The 14,826-nt window shown below is 39.6% G+C and carries 15 protein-coding genes; 13 read left to right on the top strand and 2 right to left on the bottom strand.

What is annotated here, in order from left to right; genetic code table 11:
• Positions 1–9: 9 nt before the first annotated feature.
• Positions 10–972 (bottom strand): helix-turn-helix transcriptional regulator, encoded by a 963-nt coding sequence (locus ACYH0O_RS18485; RefSeq protein WP_482629824.1) that lies wholly within the window; start codon positions 970–972, stop codon positions 10–12.
• Positions 973–1,084: 112 nt separating this feature from the next.
• Between ACYH0O_RS18485 and ACYH0O_RS18480 the strand changes: the two genes are divergently transcribed.
• The 8 genes from ACYH0O_RS18480 to ACYH0O_RS18445 all read left to right on the top strand — a co-directional run bounded on the left by ACYH0O_RS18480 (position 1,085) and on the right by ACYH0O_RS18445 (position 9,012).
• Positions 1,085–1,570, top strand: a complete 486-nt coding sequence (locus tag ACYH0O_RS18480) for a GyrI-like domain-containing protein (protein ID WP_426890751.1) — start codon at positions 1,085–1,087, stop codon at positions 1,568–1,570.
• A 315-nt stretch (positions 1,571–1,885) separates the two neighbouring features.
• Positions 1,886–4,474 carry a phosphoenolpyruvate synthase gene (gene ppsA, locus ACYH0O_RS18475; RefSeq protein WP_482629823.1) on the top strand — a complete coding sequence of 863 codons (2,589 nt, stop codon included), beginning with the start codon at positions 1,886–1,888 and terminating at the stop codon, positions 4,472–4,474.
• A 318-nt stretch (positions 4,475–4,792) separates the two neighbouring features.
• The gene (locus ACYH0O_RS18470) at positions 4,793–5,761 is read left to right on the top strand and encodes a glycerophosphodiester phosphodiesterase family protein (protein ID WP_482629822.1); all 969 of its coding nucleotides are present in this window, start codon (positions 4,793–4,795) and stop codon (positions 5,759–5,761) included.
• Positions 5,762–5,925: 164 nt separating this feature from the next.
• Positions 5,926–6,348, top strand: coding sequence for a DUF6220 domain-containing protein (locus ACYH0O_RS18465; protein ID WP_482629821.1), 423 nt, complete (start codon positions 5,926–5,928; stop codon positions 6,346–6,348).
• Entirely contained in the window at positions 6,327–6,524 is a 198-nt protein-coding gene (locus tag ACYH0O_RS18460; RefSeq protein WP_482629820.1) for a DUF5957 family protein, read from the top strand. Before ACYH0O_RS18465 ends, ACYH0O_RS18460 begins: the two co-directional genes overlap by 22 nt.
• Positions 6,525–6,720: 196 nt before the next feature.
• A complete protein-coding gene (locus tag ACYH0O_RS18455; RefSeq protein WP_482629819.1) occupies positions 6,721–7,806 on the top strand; it encodes a sensor histidine kinase in 1,086 nt (361 codons plus the stop codon).
• A 1-nt stretch (position 7,807) separates the two neighbouring features.
• Positions 7,808–8,494, top strand: coding sequence for a response regulator transcription factor (locus ACYH0O_RS18450; protein ID WP_482629818.1), 687 nt, complete (start codon positions 7,808–7,810; stop codon positions 8,492–8,494).
• A 95-nt stretch (positions 8,495–8,589) separates the two neighbouring features.
• The gene (locus ACYH0O_RS18445; protein ID WP_482629817.1) at positions 8,590–9,012 is read left to right on the top strand and encodes an SRPBCC family protein; all 423 of its coding nucleotides are present in this window, start codon (positions 8,590–8,592) and stop codon (positions 9,010–9,012) included.
• 128 nt (positions 9,013–9,140) lie between these two features.
• On the opposite strand, the gene ACYH0O_RS18440 is transcribed toward ACYH0O_RS18445, so the two are convergent.
• Positions 9,141–10,382, bottom strand: a complete 1,242-nt coding sequence (locus ACYH0O_RS18440; RefSeq protein ID WP_482629816.1) for a TolB family protein — start codon at positions 10,380–10,382, stop codon at positions 9,141–9,143.
• 600 nt (positions 10,383–10,982) lie between these two features.
• Between ACYH0O_RS18440 and ACYH0O_RS18435 the strand changes: the two genes are divergently transcribed.
• The 5 genes from ACYH0O_RS18435 to ACYH0O_RS18415 all read left to right on the top strand — a co-directional run bounded on the left by ACYH0O_RS18435 (position 10,983) and on the right by ACYH0O_RS18415 (position 14,824).
• A complete protein-coding gene (locus ACYH0O_RS18435; protein ID WP_482629815.1) occupies positions 10,983–11,753 on the top strand; it encodes a hypothetical protein in 771 nt (256 codons plus the stop codon).
• Between the two features lie 164 nt (positions 11,754–11,917).
• Positions 11,918–12,124, top strand: coding sequence for a hypothetical protein (locus ACYH0O_RS18430; RefSeq protein WP_482629814.1), 207 nt, complete (start codon positions 11,918–11,920; stop codon positions 12,122–12,124).
• Entirely contained in the window at positions 12,117–13,229 is a 1,113-nt protein-coding gene (locus ACYH0O_RS18425) for a DUF418 domain-containing protein (protein WP_482629813.1), read from the top strand. The genes ACYH0O_RS18430 and ACYH0O_RS18425 overlap by 8 nt, the downstream gene beginning before the upstream one ends.
• Before the next feature lie 204 nt (positions 13,230–13,433).
• Positions 13,434–13,901 carry a GNAT family N-acetyltransferase gene (locus tag ACYH0O_RS18420; protein WP_482629812.1) on the top strand — a complete coding sequence of 156 codons (468 nt, stop codon included), beginning with the start codon at positions 13,434–13,436 and terminating at the stop codon, positions 13,899–13,901.
• A 143-nt stretch (positions 13,902–14,044) separates the two neighbouring features.
• Positions 14,045–14,824 carry a nitroreductase family protein gene (locus ACYH0O_RS18415; protein ID WP_482629811.1) on the top strand — a complete coding sequence of 260 codons (780 nt, stop codon included), beginning with the start codon at positions 14,045–14,047 and terminating at the stop codon, positions 14,822–14,824.
• Positions 14,825–14,826: the final 2 nt, after the last annotated feature.

Raw genomic sequence — 14,826 nt, 5'->3', positions numbered from 1 at the left:
AGGCCGCTGTTATTCCCGGTATTGGTCTAATCCCTTTCGTATATTATGTAAGACTTTTTCTGGGATTTCCCTGATCTTGAGATCCCTGCCAAGGAAAAGCAACCAGTTTGTGAATTCGGTTAATTCATCGGGCTTATGAACATTAACAAAAGTCTTTAGAATGGCTGTGGTTTGGTAAGGATTCGTATAGGCGATTGAAACTCTTAAAGGATGGTATTTTTTATACTGAGCAATCGCTTTTGGACCAAGTTCAAGGACAAGGTTGATTCCTTCTTCCCGCATTTTCAGTTTTTCTAAAATCTCTTGCTCTCTCAGTCTTTTTTCCGGCGAGTATGGTTTGATGTCGATGAGGAGGTCGGCGGGAAAAATCCGCTTCTTTTCTTCCTTTAAGTCAAAGCCTTCAATGATCCAGAAGCTTTTTTCATGGTAAAGGTGTAACAAATAGATGGGATAAGATTTGATGTCCTTTTCTTCTTGGATTGTGAGCAATAAATATCTATCCAAAAGGAGGATTTGGAAGAGTGTTTCCACCATGGGATGGGGGAGGTCTGAAAGGTCCAGCAAGTCGGGATTATGGGGATTGGTCCCTTCAAACAGCAAGAGCTGGTTCAGGAGAATCAGGTCATCTTGCTGGCTTTGTGAGATAAGGCTAAGTAATTTTTCAGCTATTGATTGTCGGCTTTTTAGATAAGGGAGCTGCTGATTACGGGTCGCCATAAAGGCAATAAATAGAGCTTTCACTTCATGATCGGTGAAACGGACCTCAGGCAGGACAGAATTGTGCATGACAAAATAACCCCCATCCCTTCCAGCTTCAGAAACAAGTGGCATCCCCATGGACTCAATTTCTCTGATATCTCTAATAGCTGTCGACCGTGAAATGTGAAATTCACGCATGATTTCAGGAATGGTAAAGTGAGCCCGGTTGTTGATATATCTCATAATCACATTTATTCGTTCAACTTTTTTCATCAGGTCCCCCAGAAAAGGTGTCATTTTTTGATACTGTTTAACGCTATTATATATTTATCAAGTGATGGAGACAAATCGCTTGAAATAAATGAACAAAAGGATGGTTTTTAATATGGCAGAGTATAAGTTAGAAGAAAAAGACGGTTTTATTGTAATAGGGTTAGGAACCGATCTTAAGAGCGATTATACTGATTTTGCTGGATTGAGTAAGGAAAAGGCGGATTTTTGGCAAGCTGTAAGCGAAGATGGAAGGCTTGATACTTTAAAATCCATGGCCACAAACAACTACATTTTTGCAGTGAACGAAGCAGTGAATAATAAAATGATGCATTATGCCGGCGTCATGGCAGAGGCATCGTCACCAGTACCGGATGGGGCTAGAGTGATTCAGTTTCCTAAGGGAGAATACGTGGTTGTGAAAGGCGAAGGGAAGACGGCTGAAGAATTAAATAATATGGTTACTGCCATTGCCTTCGGTCAAGTCTTACCAGAAGAAAAGGATGTTGCTTATGTTGGTGCACCTAATGCAACGGTTGAAATGGGGCACCGAAACGGGCAGGTATTTGGTGAAATGTGGATTCCGGTTGTAAGGAAATAAAGAGAACATAGGAATAAGGTTAGTTATGATGAGGGCGTAATCCTTAGACTGGATTACGCTTTTCTTATTGTTTAATCTATTCCATAAGCGGTGATTTTAACGAAAAAACTCCATAAAAAAGCTCGGAGCAATATAACTCAGAGATTTTTCACAGACTATTTAATAAGATTCAACCCCGTAAATTCGTTGTTTATTTTAAATTTCAATCTCTTCCTAATACCATTATAGCATGATAAAAATTCTTATTATAGACTGTTTATTCCCATTTTCTACTGCTAAAATCAATAGAACATTGATGGATAGGGGAGATGTAGAATGAGTTCGTTGGTTCTCAGTTTTCAGGAAATGGAACAAACGCAGCTTTTGCTCGTTGGTGGAAAAGGGTTGAATCTAGGCGAGTTATCAAAAATTCAGGGAATACAAGTACCAGAAGGATTTAGTGTGACAACCGTTGGGTTTCAAAGAGCGACTGAACAAAATGAAACGTATCACGCTTTGTTGCGTCAATTAACCAAGCTCAAACCAGAGGACCGGGATCAAGTTGGTGAAATTAGCAGGAAGATAAGACAAGTCCTTCTAGAGGTAGCCATTCCTTCCGATGTTGCGAAAGCCGTTACTCAATATCTCTCCCGGTTCGGCGAGGACCATGCTTATGCCGTGCGTTCAAGTGCAACGGCGGAAGACTTGCCTCATGCTTCTTTTGCAGGGCAGCAGGACACTTACCTCAATATCATCGGCAAAGAAGCCATCCTGGAGCATATCAGCAAGTGCTGGGCCTCCCTCTTCACTGATCGTGCAGTCATCTACCGTATGCAAAATGGGTTTGACCACAGTGAAATTCACATTTCTGTCATCATTCAAAGAATGGTATCCCCGCAGGTTTCAGGGATTCTTTTTACGGCTGATCCAGTGAGTTCCAACCGGAAGGTGGTATCCATCGACGCGGGCTTTGGACTTGGTGAAGCCTTGGTTTCCGGCTTGGTATCATCAGACAATTATAAAGTGAAAGACGGAAAGATCATCGAAAAGAGGATCGCATCAAAGAAATTGGCTATCTATGGACGGAACAGTGGAGGAACGGAGACACACTCCATCCATCCGGATCAGCAGATGGCAGCAGCCCTTACGGATGAACAGATAGTACAACTGGCACGCCTAGGTAGACAGATCGAAGCATATTTTGGCTGTCCCCAGGATATTGAATGGTGTTTGGAGAATGAATCCTTCTATATTGTCCAAAGTCGCCCGATTACGACATTATTCCCCATCCCTGAAGCGGGTGATGGGGACAATCATGTGTATATATCGGTCGGTCATCAGCAAATGATGACGGATGCCATGAAGCCGCTCGGGTTGTCCTTTTTCCTGTTAACGACCCCTGCACCGATGAAAGTTGCCGGGGGGAGGTTGTTTGTCGATGTCACATCTCGTCTGGCTTCGCCTAAAAACAGACAAATGTTCATTGATGTATTGGGGAAATCAGAACCACTCATAAAAGACGCCCTCACGACTATCGTAGAGCGGGACGGTTTCATCAAAATAGTAGACGATGAAGGTATGCCAGGGCCAAACCAGGCAAGCGTGGATCCAATCGACAGCGATCCTGCAATCGTCGCTAATTTAATCAAAAGAAGCGAAACCTCGATAGAAGAGTTAAAACAAACCGTTCAAATGAAATCAGGATCCGAATTATTCGACTTCATCTCAGAAGACATCCAGGAATTAAAGAAAATTCTATTCGACCCTCAAAGTTCACGGGTGATCATGGCTGCGATGGATGCTGCATTCTGGATCAATGATCATATGTACGAGTGGTTAGGGGAAAAAAATGTGGCAGATGCGCTGTCTCAATCTGTCCCGAACAATATTACTTCTGAAATGGGCCTGGCACTGATGGATGCCGCTGACGTGATTCGTCCATTTCCGGAAGTCATTGATTTTTTACGAAATGTAAAAGAGGATCCCTTTCTGGATGAAATGGTGAAAGTCGATGGTGGACAGGAAGCAAGAGAAGCAATCGATGCTTTTCTCACCAAATACGGAATGAGATGCAGTGGTGAGATCGATATTTCGAGAGCACGTTGGAGTGAAAAGGCAACGGCAATTCTCCCGATGATTCTCAGTAACATCAAAAACTTTGAGCCTCATGCAAGCAAGCGTAAATTTGAGCATGGACGACTGGAAGCGATTCATAAAGAACATGAATTACTAGAACGATTGAAGGCATTACCCGATGGTGAACAAAAGGTCAGGGAAACAAAAAGAAGGATCGCCATCATACGGAATTTCAGCGGGTATCGTGAATATCCGAAATACGGCATGATCAGTCGTTACTTCGTCTATAAGCAGGCTTTATTGAAAGAAGCCGAACAACTCGTTCAAAAGAACATCCTTCATGAAAAAGAGGATATTTTCTATCTCACGTTTGAAGAATTGCGGGAAGTCGTACGGACCCACGAACTGGATTACGGTCTTATCCCTAAGCGAAAAGACGATTACACCTTATATGAGAAACTAACGCCTCCACGTTTGATCACGTCTGACGGTGAAATCATCACCGGGGAATACAAACGGGAAAATCTTCCGGCAGGAGCGATCGTTGGTTTAGCTGTCTCATCAGGAGTGATTGAAGGGCGTGCACGTGTGATAGTAAACATGGAAGAAGCGGATTTGGAAGATGGGGATATATTAGTCACCGCTTTTACCGACCCTAGCTGGACACCATTATTTGTATCCATCAAAGGTTTAGTCACCGAAGTTGGTGGACTGATGACCCACGGTGCCGTTATCGCACGTGAATATGGCTTACCGGCAGTAGTTGGTGTCGAGAATGCTACCAAAAGGATAAAAGACGGGCAAAGAATTCGCTTGAATGGAACAGAAGGGTATATTGAAATATTGTAATGGGTGGATTCGAGTAGTCAACTGAGCGGTGTGTCACCATGTATAATAGAGGCAGCACCAAGATTATAACAACAAAACAGACACAAATATAATTCATTCCAATATTATATGAAGCGGCGCAAGACATACTATTGCGTCGCTTTTTTATATACGAAGTTAGTCGGTTTATAAAGTATGAGCTTATATTAACAGTAGACAAACTTAATTAGAGAGAATTAAATATATTTAAAGGGTACACCGTCCGGAACTTCCAAAACTTTTGATTATGGATAGTGAAGGTAAAGTAAAATTTATGATTTTAGATAGGATGGGAAACGAATGAAAAAAGGCTTTAAAGTAACGATATTAATCTGCCTCGCATTAACGCTTTTTGTTTATCTAAATAATAGCTCTATGTTTAGTGATGAAAGAAAAGGAGAACCGATCCTTTTGGCTCATCGGGGCTTAGCTCAAACTTTTCCTATGGAAGGTATAACTGGCGAAACGTGTACAGCAGAAATTATCAATGAACCTGAACACCCTTACTTGGAAAACACTATTCCTTCAATGGAAGCAGCTTTCAAAGCAGGAGCAGATATTGTGGAAATTGATATCCAACCTACGGAAGATGGGGAATTTGCCATTTTCCACGATTGGACCCTTGATTGTAGAACAGATGGTACTGGGAAGACAAGAGACCATACAATGGAAGAGCTGAGAAAGTTAGATATAGGATATGGTTATACAGCTGACAATGGGAAGACGTATCCTTTTCGAGGGAAAGGAATAGGGCAGATCCCTACATTAAATGAAGTATTAACTCACTTTCCAAATAAGGAATTTTTAATTCACATTAAGAGTAATGATCCAACTGAAGGTAAACAATTAGCTAAGTATCTCTCTAATTACTCTGAGGAAAGGCTAGGCGATCTATCTGCATATGGTGGGGATGAACCTATTGAAACGTTAAAGGAGAATTTGCCAGATATGCGTGTCATGTCAAAAGAGACGTTAAAAAGCTGTCTACTTTTTTATGAAGCTTTAAGTTGGACGGGTTATATACCCGGTTCTTGTAAAAATACGCAAATTCATATACCCGAAAAGTATGCTTCTTACCTTTGGGGATTCCCCGAAAAGTTCATAAATAGAATGGAAGATGTCAATACAAGGGTTATTCTTGTTGCCGGTGATGGTGATTGGTCAGAAGGATTTGACGAGAAGTCAGATCTTGCGCGTGTACCAGAAAATTATAAGGGTGGAATTTGGACAAATAGAATAGACCGGATAGCTCCTATTATAAACAATTGATTCCTGGAGGGATGATGTCCTACTAAGGCAGTTCATATCACGAACTGTCTTTTTTATTTTGTCTGCTCTTTTTACATTTAAGAATTATTTAATAATTAGCTAAGAATTCGTTTAGAACTCCTTTGTAAGATACCAATATAGTTTGAAATAAAGGAGGAAAATACGTGAAAGATCATAGGACGGGAAGAATGGGATTCTTTATACTATCAGTACTTTTTGCTGCATCTGTCTTAGTTCAAGTTTATATCGCAGGTGTTGCAACTTTTGTAAACCCGACAAACTGGGCTAAACATATAGAGTTTGTTCATCTATTCGGTTTTACTATACCACTTTTAATGCTAATTTTTGCATTCATCGGGAGATTGCCTCGTAGGAGCTTGATTCAGGTAATGGGAGTGATGTTAACCATTTTTCTCATGTATTTCACGGCTAATATTACAAGGACACTGCCTTGGGCGGGAGCTCTGCATCCAGTAATCGCTGTTGTTATATCAGGGCAGTCAATTGTAATCGTTACAAATGCCTGGAACCTGATAAGGAAGAATAAGAGAGAGGAGCTAACGAAATGCGAACATTTGGGGCAATAATTTTAGGCTTAATAGGTGGCTTTGTATTAGGGATAGCTTTATCAAGTGTAATAGGAATTATAAGCTTGGGACTATTCAATCAGCCATTTGGAGTTAAATATCTACCTTACATTACAGCAATTGTATGTGCCTTTTTAGTTCCAATGATGGATGAAAGAAGTTTAAAGAAGGAGTGATTGGAATGTTTCTGTTAAGGGAATTATATCAAGAATTTAGGCTGCATTGCTGCTGAAAGAGTCCTCCATCTATGTGACCGGGTATTATATATAGAAGATGGACGAATAATGGAAAAGTAATAAAGAGGCTGTCAGGTCATCCTGACAGCCAAAGCTCTCCCTATATGGGAGAATCTGAGTCGGAGTAGGTGATGGCATGTCCATAAAGAAAAGACTGATTTTATCGAATATAGGGATGATTGTCATTCCTATTGTCAGCTTATTGATTCTAGAAGTGGTTGCGGGATATTTGTTTTTTTATGTGTTAAATAGGAAACCGGAAGGGGAGGATTTGCAATTTTTTCTTACCCTTCGTTTCGGGGCTATCGTAATGATCTTAGTAATCACTAATGGCTTACTGACCTATTATATTTCCAGGAGTATTATAGAGCCAATAAAAAGATTGTCCTTGGCAGCAGAAAAAATCAGTGAAGGTGATCTCGATTATAGTTGTGCTACAGAGAAGAGGGATGAGTTAGGCCGATTGTCCAATACATTTGAAGAAATGCGGCTTAAACTGAAGGAGGCTGCAGCTATTCAAGAACAATACGATCTGAATCGACAGGAGCTTATTGCCAGTATTTCTCATGATTTAAAAACGCCATTAACATCAATCAAAGGATATGTGAGCGGGATTCAAGATGGAGTTGCGAATACTCCTGTGAAACTGAATCGCTATATGTCTAAAATTGAGAAAAACGCTAATGATATGGACGGCCTCATCGATGAATTGTTTCTATATTCGAAGCTTGACCTGGAACAATTCCCGTTTACGTTTGAGAAGGTGAAACTGAACGATTACTTTGATGATTACATTGAAGAGCTATCTTTAAAGCTTGAAAAAGAGCATGGGAAAGCTGTGCTTTATCATGATAAGCATGGTTCTTATATCGTTGAGGCAGATAGGGAAAAATTAAATAGGGTGGTCATGAATATTACACAAAACAGTTTGAAATATATGGATAAAACATATAAAGAAATTCAAGTCATTCTGAGTGAGGATCAGTATGAAGTCCAGGTGGAAATCAAAGATAATGGAAGCGGAATCGCAAAAAACGATTTACCTTATATTTTTGACAGCTTCTATCGGACAGATACATCGAGAAACTCAGCCACGGGAGGTACCGGGCTTGGCCTTTCAATAGCCAAAAAAATCATCGAAAAACACAAAGGGAAGATTTGGGCAGATAGTGAGCCTGGAGTGGGGACGAGTATTTATTTTACATTGAAAAAGGTGAAATAACGTGCAGAAAATATTGATAATAGAAGACGAGGCAGATATTGCTGAATTAGAGAGGGATTATTTAGAAGTGAATGGGTTTGATAGTGATATCGCATCGACTGGAGAGGAAGGGTTGAACCTGGCAAGGACCCATTCATACAGCCTTATCTTGTTAGATATAATGCTGCCGGGAATTGATGGGATTCAGTTATGTAAGAAACTGAGGAGGTTTCTGGATATTCCGATTCTAATGGTTACCTCAAGAAAAGAAGACATTGACAAAATCAGGGGATTTGATCGTGGAGCAGATGATTATATTGTGAAGCCTTTTACTCCCAATGAACTCGTTGCAAGGGTAAAAGCTCATATTGCAAGGTATAACCGATTAATCAACCGAGAAGAAATGAAAAAAGAAATTGAGATTAAAAATCTTGTGGTCGATTTGGATTCACGCAGAGTATTCGTCGATGAGGATGAAAAAGCATTTACCGCGAAGGAATTCGACTTATTGGTTTTCCTTGCGACTCATCCAAACAGGGTTTTCAGTAAAGAACACCTATTCGAACGGATTTGGGGATATGATTCTATGGGAGACATCACGACGGTTACCGTTCATATCAGGAAAATCAGAGAGAAAATTGAGCAGGATCCTTCAACCCCTGAATTTATTGAAACCATATGGGGCGTTGGGTACCGCTTCAAGAAATAAGGTTATTGAAAACGGAATGGTATAATAAATGGACAATAAATAGTAGACAGTAAAATAAAATAACGCAAAAATATATGAAAGTGAGTGGAAGATGTATGAATAATCTCTCTCAAATGAGAATTCAAAAGCCGGCACATGAAATTTTCGAGGCATTTGTTGATCCTGATAAAATAGGTAACTTTTGGTTTTCTTCAAGTTCTGAACGGTGGGAGGAAGGGAAGACTGTTACTTTAAGATACGAAGAATATGATGCACAAGGTGATATAGACATAAAAGAAATTCAAGAACATAATAAGATTGTCTTCGAGTGGGCAGGAAACCATAAAGTGACCATAACATTTGTGCAAGAAGAAAAAGGCAGCACAATTGTAGCAGTCCAAGAAGAAGGATTCGATGAGACCAACGAAAACCTTATCAGCCAATTATTAGACAATAAAGAGGGTTGGGTATACATGCTGACATGCTTGAAAGGTTACATGGAGTATGGTGTCAATCTTAGAGCAGCGCTGGTTAAGTGAGACTTAGAGAAAGTGAAAAATAATATCATATTTTGAAATAAGGTACTTAGAGCGTGATCTAAGTACCTTATTTTTTAGCTATTGTGCCAATTTATCCTCAAGTTTTCTATGCAACAATGTTTGCGAATTCACTCTTTATAAAATACAATCTTCTCAATATCCCGCATCCATTCCCTTGCTTCAGTTCCATCCGTATTCGCTATCCACAGATTTCTTTTTGAGTCTGTTATAGAGGATCCCCTTAGCCAAACGAGCTTTTGAATGGAAGGGATGAACTGTGGAGCATAATCTCCAGACCCTTTAGGTGGATCCGTTATTTTTATTTGGTTTTTCGTGTCCATATTCAGTGTGAAAAGCGAAGGGAGAGGGTGCTTACTGAAGTCATTTGTCCACTCCTGTTCTTTGATTCTCGATACAACCAGTGACTTGTCGCTCATCCAATTGAAATCAAGATCAGCGTAATGGGCAGGGGTGTATGTTCCTGAAACAGGCATTTCCTTTACCTTTAAGTCCTTGTTTTTGAAGCCGAACACAATTCTCCCACCGCCAGCGATATACGCAATCGTATCGGTGGAGGGTGACCACTTTGGCTCGCCTACTTGCAAAATCATCTCGTCTAATACTTCGAAGTTTTTTCCTTCCTTGTCGATGATGCACACCATATTACTGTCCATGGACCAGGAGGCGGTTGGAGACACAACAAAAGAGATCCACTTTCCGCTCGGCGAATATGTTAGCTGGTCCGCATATACGGCAATTAGTTTGTTTTTATCCGTTGTCCCTATTTCCCTTGGGAGTGTGAAGAAAGGCTCCACCCCTCCAAAAAGAATAATATCCTCATAATCATCACCGACTTTTTTGGTGAACAAAGAGGCGCTTGACCAACCATCCGGGCTGAGAGTGCCAGATGAAGAAAGAAGAAATCCACTACCATCTGGAAGCCAAGTAAAGTCACTGACCCCGGTTGCGATGTTGTAGAATCGGTTGAGGTCAGAGATATCTAAAATTCCTTTGTCATTATAGGCAATAACGTTTTGGTGGGGTGCCCATTCAGGTGAATAGCCATTATAAGAAATTTTCTTCTTTTCACCCGTCTTAATAGTATAGGTCCATATCTCTGACTGCACTTCTCCTTTATCAAATCCAGAAGATGCCTCTACTTGATAAGCCAGCCAGGTGCCGTCTTTCGACCATTGGGGGTTGGAGAATACTTTGCCAGCATCCGTGACTTGTGTTTCTTGGCCATCAAACAGGACCCACAAATTCCCGTTTCTGATAAAAGCAGCTTTAACTTGATTCTCTACAGCTGCGGAGGGGGCTAAAGGAAACAAAAAAGCAAAAATTATTGAGAAGAGGATAGCTTTTTTCATTTGTTATTTCTCCTTTTATGGCTTATCTTCTTACTATTTTCTTGGATTGCTCAATTTATGTGAAGTAGAACTTTTGATCATCACCAGGTTAAAGTTATATTGGATTGGGGATCAGGACCAAGCGTGGAGTGAATGTTTCTAAATAAAGAAGATTCGACACGAATGCTTGATAAATTTATTTCCGGCACGATTAAATGAAATTCCGGATTAATAAATCTGAAACGGGATTAATAATTCTAAATCCAGCATGAAAGTGGTTCAAACCGGAATAATTATTGTTCTGGTGTGATCTTAACTGACTTTTCATCACGAATTCAGGAAAGGATTGGGAGTTTGCTGGTGTTTGTAACAAAGCAATAGGCTATTGATCAAATTCTACTGTGGAGTTGGAGAATGAATCAAACTAAAAAAAGATGGATGAGTTTAGTAGGTTAGAGGGAATATTGAATTGGATGAAGAATCTATTGAAGTCCAGTATTTTAAACTGAATGAATTTCCAGAAGGGTTAACCGATGAATATAGTTATTTAATACCTTACATAGACCAATTAAGTTATTTATCTACATATCAACAAATTCAAATTAGAAGGTAGGAACTCTAATGTTAGCTTCAGAAAGCATTTTGAAGACATGGGAGAAATTTAATGATTTTCCCATGGAGACGTTAACGAAAGTTTGGTTTTATAACCAGGGAAATATGAAGAAACAGCGGGAGGTCTCTCTTATGCGGGAGCATAGGGAACAATTTGGCATGTCCGGGAATTGTTTTGATCTTGCACTATGGTTACTTGATGAGTTTAAACGGGATGGAGTAGAGGCGTATCCCGTTGGTCATAACCTGAATTCAGAAGATGCTCATGTTGCTGTCATCGCACTAAATGAGAAGGGTGAACGCTTCCTTTGTGATTTAGGTGACCAATGGCTGAATCCCATTTTAATAGATACGGATAGCGTAGATTATACCAATGAAAAGGTAAGTGGTTTCTTCCCTGCAGCCAGGGTACAGGTTCAAGGTCATCCATCAGGCACAGAAATTCTGTATCATCGACCTAATGGAAAAGTATCGAAACAAGTTTTTCAGACCCATCCAATCGAAATGGATGCGTTTGTAAAGGCTGCCGAGCATTCTCAACATTTGATAAACCCCAACCCTTTATTGGAATGCAGAACAGCATACAAATCTGAAATTGCTCATTGGGAATTTTATAATTGGGATAGCTTTCTAAGTACAACAGAAGGGTTATTGAATGAACCCAAGGTAGAAACGGTAGAAGAATGGGCTGAAAGAATCCATGGGAAAACGAAATACAATAAACAGGTTCTAATCCAAATATTGGGACGATATAAGCTTATTCAAACAGAACAGGTTTAGTGTTGATCCGATAAAGTGTAGGAGACTGAATGAAAAAGGTGAAATAGAGAACAGCAATTGACTCTACATGACACTGAAGTCCGTTACCAATGGTGTCTGAATCTATATCTGCAGCAAAATTCACTTAAATGCTATGTAGAAAAATACGAAAAGTGGTGGAACTAATGGATCGACACAAGTTTTATGAATTTATGAAAATGGCTAGAAAACTAAAGGATCAAAAAGAAGATGCAAAATGTGATCTACTAAATTCCGAGCAAGATTTAAGTGTTTACGGATTCTCATTCAAGGACAGCTATCGGGCAGATAAAAATAATCCTAAGGATATTGGGAAATCTGAGTATTTGAGAAATGTGAAATATAATGTCTGAAATTACCCAAAGGAAATTAACACCAGACTTAGCGAGAGGTTTTATGTTGTTGTTTATTGCATTGGCACATGCAAATCAATTTATATTTTCAACTGAACGAGGAATTACTTTAAGCGATCAGTTAACTGTATTTTTTAGGCAAGTTTTCATTGATGGACGTGCCTTCCCTTTGTTTGCCATCCTTTTTGGGTATGGGCTCCATCAAGTATTTAAAGGGCAAGAGAGAAAAGGGGTTAGTTGGAAGAAGACGAAGGGGATTTTTAAGCGCAGAGGAGCTTGGATGTTAGTGATAGGATTTTTCCATGCGACTCTTTTCTTCGCAGATATTATCGGGGTGTATGGATTTATCGCTCTCCTTTTTGCAAGTATATTTCTTCGATTATCCAATAGAAATATTATCGCGATAACTTTGGTTTTTCTTGTTTTGGTGGGAGTGTTTGCCCCGTTTATGCCTAGGGGCTTTGATGCATTAAATATGGAAGTCACTACTTCTGCTACTATTGCAAATCCTATTGAAGCATCTATTACTCGGATGTTTGATTGGATGTTCTACACACCTGCGCTGAGTTACCAAGTAATCCCAGGGGTGTTAATTGGTATTTTAGTGGCGCGTTTTCAGGTAATAGATAACCCTAAGAGCCACAAGAAGGCACTTATCACGGTTGCTATAATGGGGCTTTTACTATCAACAGCTGGCGGTATCCCGATGGCCCTTATGTCGTCTTTGTTTTGGACAAGTTACAATAATGTATTGGAAGAAACAGCTAAATCACTTCATACCATCACTGGTTATGCAGGTGGAGTTGGATGGACGGCGCTGATTGGATTGCTGGTCATTAAGTTGGAAGGAAAAAGTGGCGGCTTTACAAGGGCTATTGCTGCTCTCGGACAACGTTCACTGAGTTTTTATCTGTTCCAGTCAATTCTGTTTGTTTTCATTTTAGCTCCTTATGCTGGAGGACTTGGCGGACAAATTAATCAAATGTGGAGTGATTTGATTGCGGTATTTGTTTGGGGCTTATCAGTAATGATTGCTAATTATATGCACCAAAAATCTATAAGAGGGCCTTTTGAGACCTTCTTAAGGAAGAAATCAGCAGTTTAATAAACTTAAATTGGAACAAATGCTGATGACCTAACTTGTTATCTTCATTTTTACCTAAGCAGGTGAACTTCCAGGATCATATCGATAAGCCGACGGTCAATCTCCGTCGGCTTTTTTTAAAGATTTATCTGAAATCGACCAACTTAGTTGTATAATAGTGTTGGAATAATTGAAAGATAATTCAGACATAAAGGGGGGGACATCATGAACATTCGAAAGGTAATGCCAGAAGATGAACCTGTAATTAAAGGATGGTTAAACGAGCCAAAGGACTGCAAGTATGTCACTGGAAGGCAAGTGTATTCATCAGATATGTTTAATAGCTGGTACGAAGCACGTGATCAATTTGGGTATATTTTTGAGGAAGGCTCAAATAGTGTTGCATATGGGGAGATATGGGTAGATGAGGAAGAAAAAGATATAGAGCTAGCACATATAGTTGTTCATCCTTCTTTAAGAAATAAAGGGTTGGGCAAACGATTTATTAAAGAACTTCTTGAAGAGTGTAAGATCTATCCGTTTGAATGGGTGTATATGAGAATAGAGCCTGGAAATGTACATGCGATTCAATGCTATGAGGGAGTCGGCTTTATTGAAGATCCTGATCTTAGATCCTCCTTTGATAGTAGATGGATTTGGATGAAAATAAGAATCACGGAGAATAAGAAGTAGATTTAAAGGTAACTAGAATATTTTCTTGGAATAACGGTAAGAAATCAGAAACTAAATAACCTATTCTGACTGCGATGGAAGAATGGGAAAAGTACGAATCGTATCAAAAATGTTTGTATGAACTTATAAAAAGGAGTGATTATGTGGAATTCAACGATGTTATACATGGGCACAGATCCATACGGGAATATGAAGATAGGGAAGTAAATCAAGAATTGCTCGATCAAATATTAGATGCAGGAATTCGTGCCTCTTCAAGTGGCAATATGCAATCTTATTCGATTGTCGTCACAAAAGACAAGGAGCTTAAGAAAAAATTATATAGCACACATATGGAACAATCGATGGTTGTTGATGCACCTATACTATTAACATTTTGTGTTGATTTCAATAGAATGAGAAAATGGCTTTCGCTCAATGATGCACCTGTACATTTTGATAATTTCATGAGCTTTATGATAGGCGCCATCGATGCAACTTTGGTAGCGCAAAACTGTGCTTTAGCAGCTGAAAATGCTGGGCTGGGCATTTGCTATATGGGCTCAACGCTTGCAAATTGCGATCAAATTGGTGAGCTACTAAAATTACCACCAAATGTCGTACCAGTTGTGGGTTATTCATTAGGGTACCCAGCAGAAAACCCTGCCCAACGTGATCGACTGCCAAAGCATGGTATTGTTCATTATGACCAGTATCGTGATTATTCAGATGAAGATATTCATGAAATCTACAAAGAGAGAGATGAAAAGGGATGGAAACGCTACATGGACATCCCTAAGCTTAAGGAAATGACAGAGCAATTAGGATTAAAGAATCTTGCACAAATCTATACCATTGCCAAGTATACAAAAGAATCTCACCACGAGTTTTCGCAGACAGTGCTGAATTACTTGGAAAGTCAAAATTTCATGAATAATGAGTGATG

The sequence above is a fragment of the Rossellomorea sp. H136 genome (genome assembly GCF_056838065.1).
Note: the sequence above shows the minus strand (reverse complement) of the source record. Positions and strands in the feature narration are given on the sequence as shown.

What these genes read in the sequence shown, in the direction of transcription:
- ACYH0O_RS18485 (WP_482629824.1), bottom strand. Translation starts at nt 972, where the DNA reads ATGAAAAAAGTTGAACGAATAAATGTGATTATGAGATATATCAACAAC.
- ppsA (WP_482629823.1), top strand. Translation starts at nt 1,886, where the DNA reads ATGAGTTCGTTGGTTCTCAGTTTTCAGGAAATGGAACAAACGCAGCTT.
- ACYH0O_RS18445 (WP_482629817.1), top strand. Translation starts at nt 8,590, where the DNA reads ATGAATAATCTCTCTCAAATGAGAATTCAAAAGCCGGCACATGAAATT.
- ACYH0O_RS18480 (WP_426890751.1), top strand. Translation starts at nt 1,085, where the DNA reads ATGGCAGAGTATAAGTTAGAAGAAAAAGACGGTTTTATTGTAATAGGG.
- ACYH0O_RS18435 (WP_482629815.1), top strand. Translation starts at nt 10,983, where the DNA reads ATGTTAGCTTCAGAAAGCATTTTGAAGACATGGGAGAAATTTAATGAT.
- ACYH0O_RS18470 (WP_482629822.1), top strand. Translation starts at nt 4,793, where the DNA reads ATGAAAAAAGGCTTTAAAGTAACGATATTAATCTGCCTCGCATTAACG.
- ACYH0O_RS18455 (WP_482629819.1), top strand. Translation starts at nt 6,721, where the DNA reads ATGTCCATAAAGAAAAGACTGATTTTATCGAATATAGGGATGATTGTC.
- ACYH0O_RS18460 (WP_482629820.1), top strand. Translation starts at nt 6,327, where the DNA reads ATGCGAACATTTGGGGCAATAATTTTAGGCTTAATAGGTGGCTTTGTA.
- ACYH0O_RS18425 (WP_482629813.1), top strand. Translation starts at nt 12,117, where the DNA reads ATGTCTGAAATTACCCAAAGGAAATTAACACCAGACTTAGCGAGAGGT.
- ACYH0O_RS18430 (WP_482629814.1), top strand. Translation starts at nt 11,918, where the DNA reads ATGGATCGACACAAGTTTTATGAATTTATGAAAATGGCTAGAAAACTA.
- ACYH0O_RS18440 (WP_482629816.1), bottom strand. Translation starts at nt 10,382, where the DNA reads ATGAAAAAAGCTATCCTCTTCTCAATAATTTTTGCTTTTTTGTTTCCT.
- ACYH0O_RS18420 (WP_482629812.1), top strand. Translation starts at nt 13,434, where the DNA reads ATGAACATTCGAAAGGTAATGCCAGAAGATGAACCTGTAATTAAAGGA.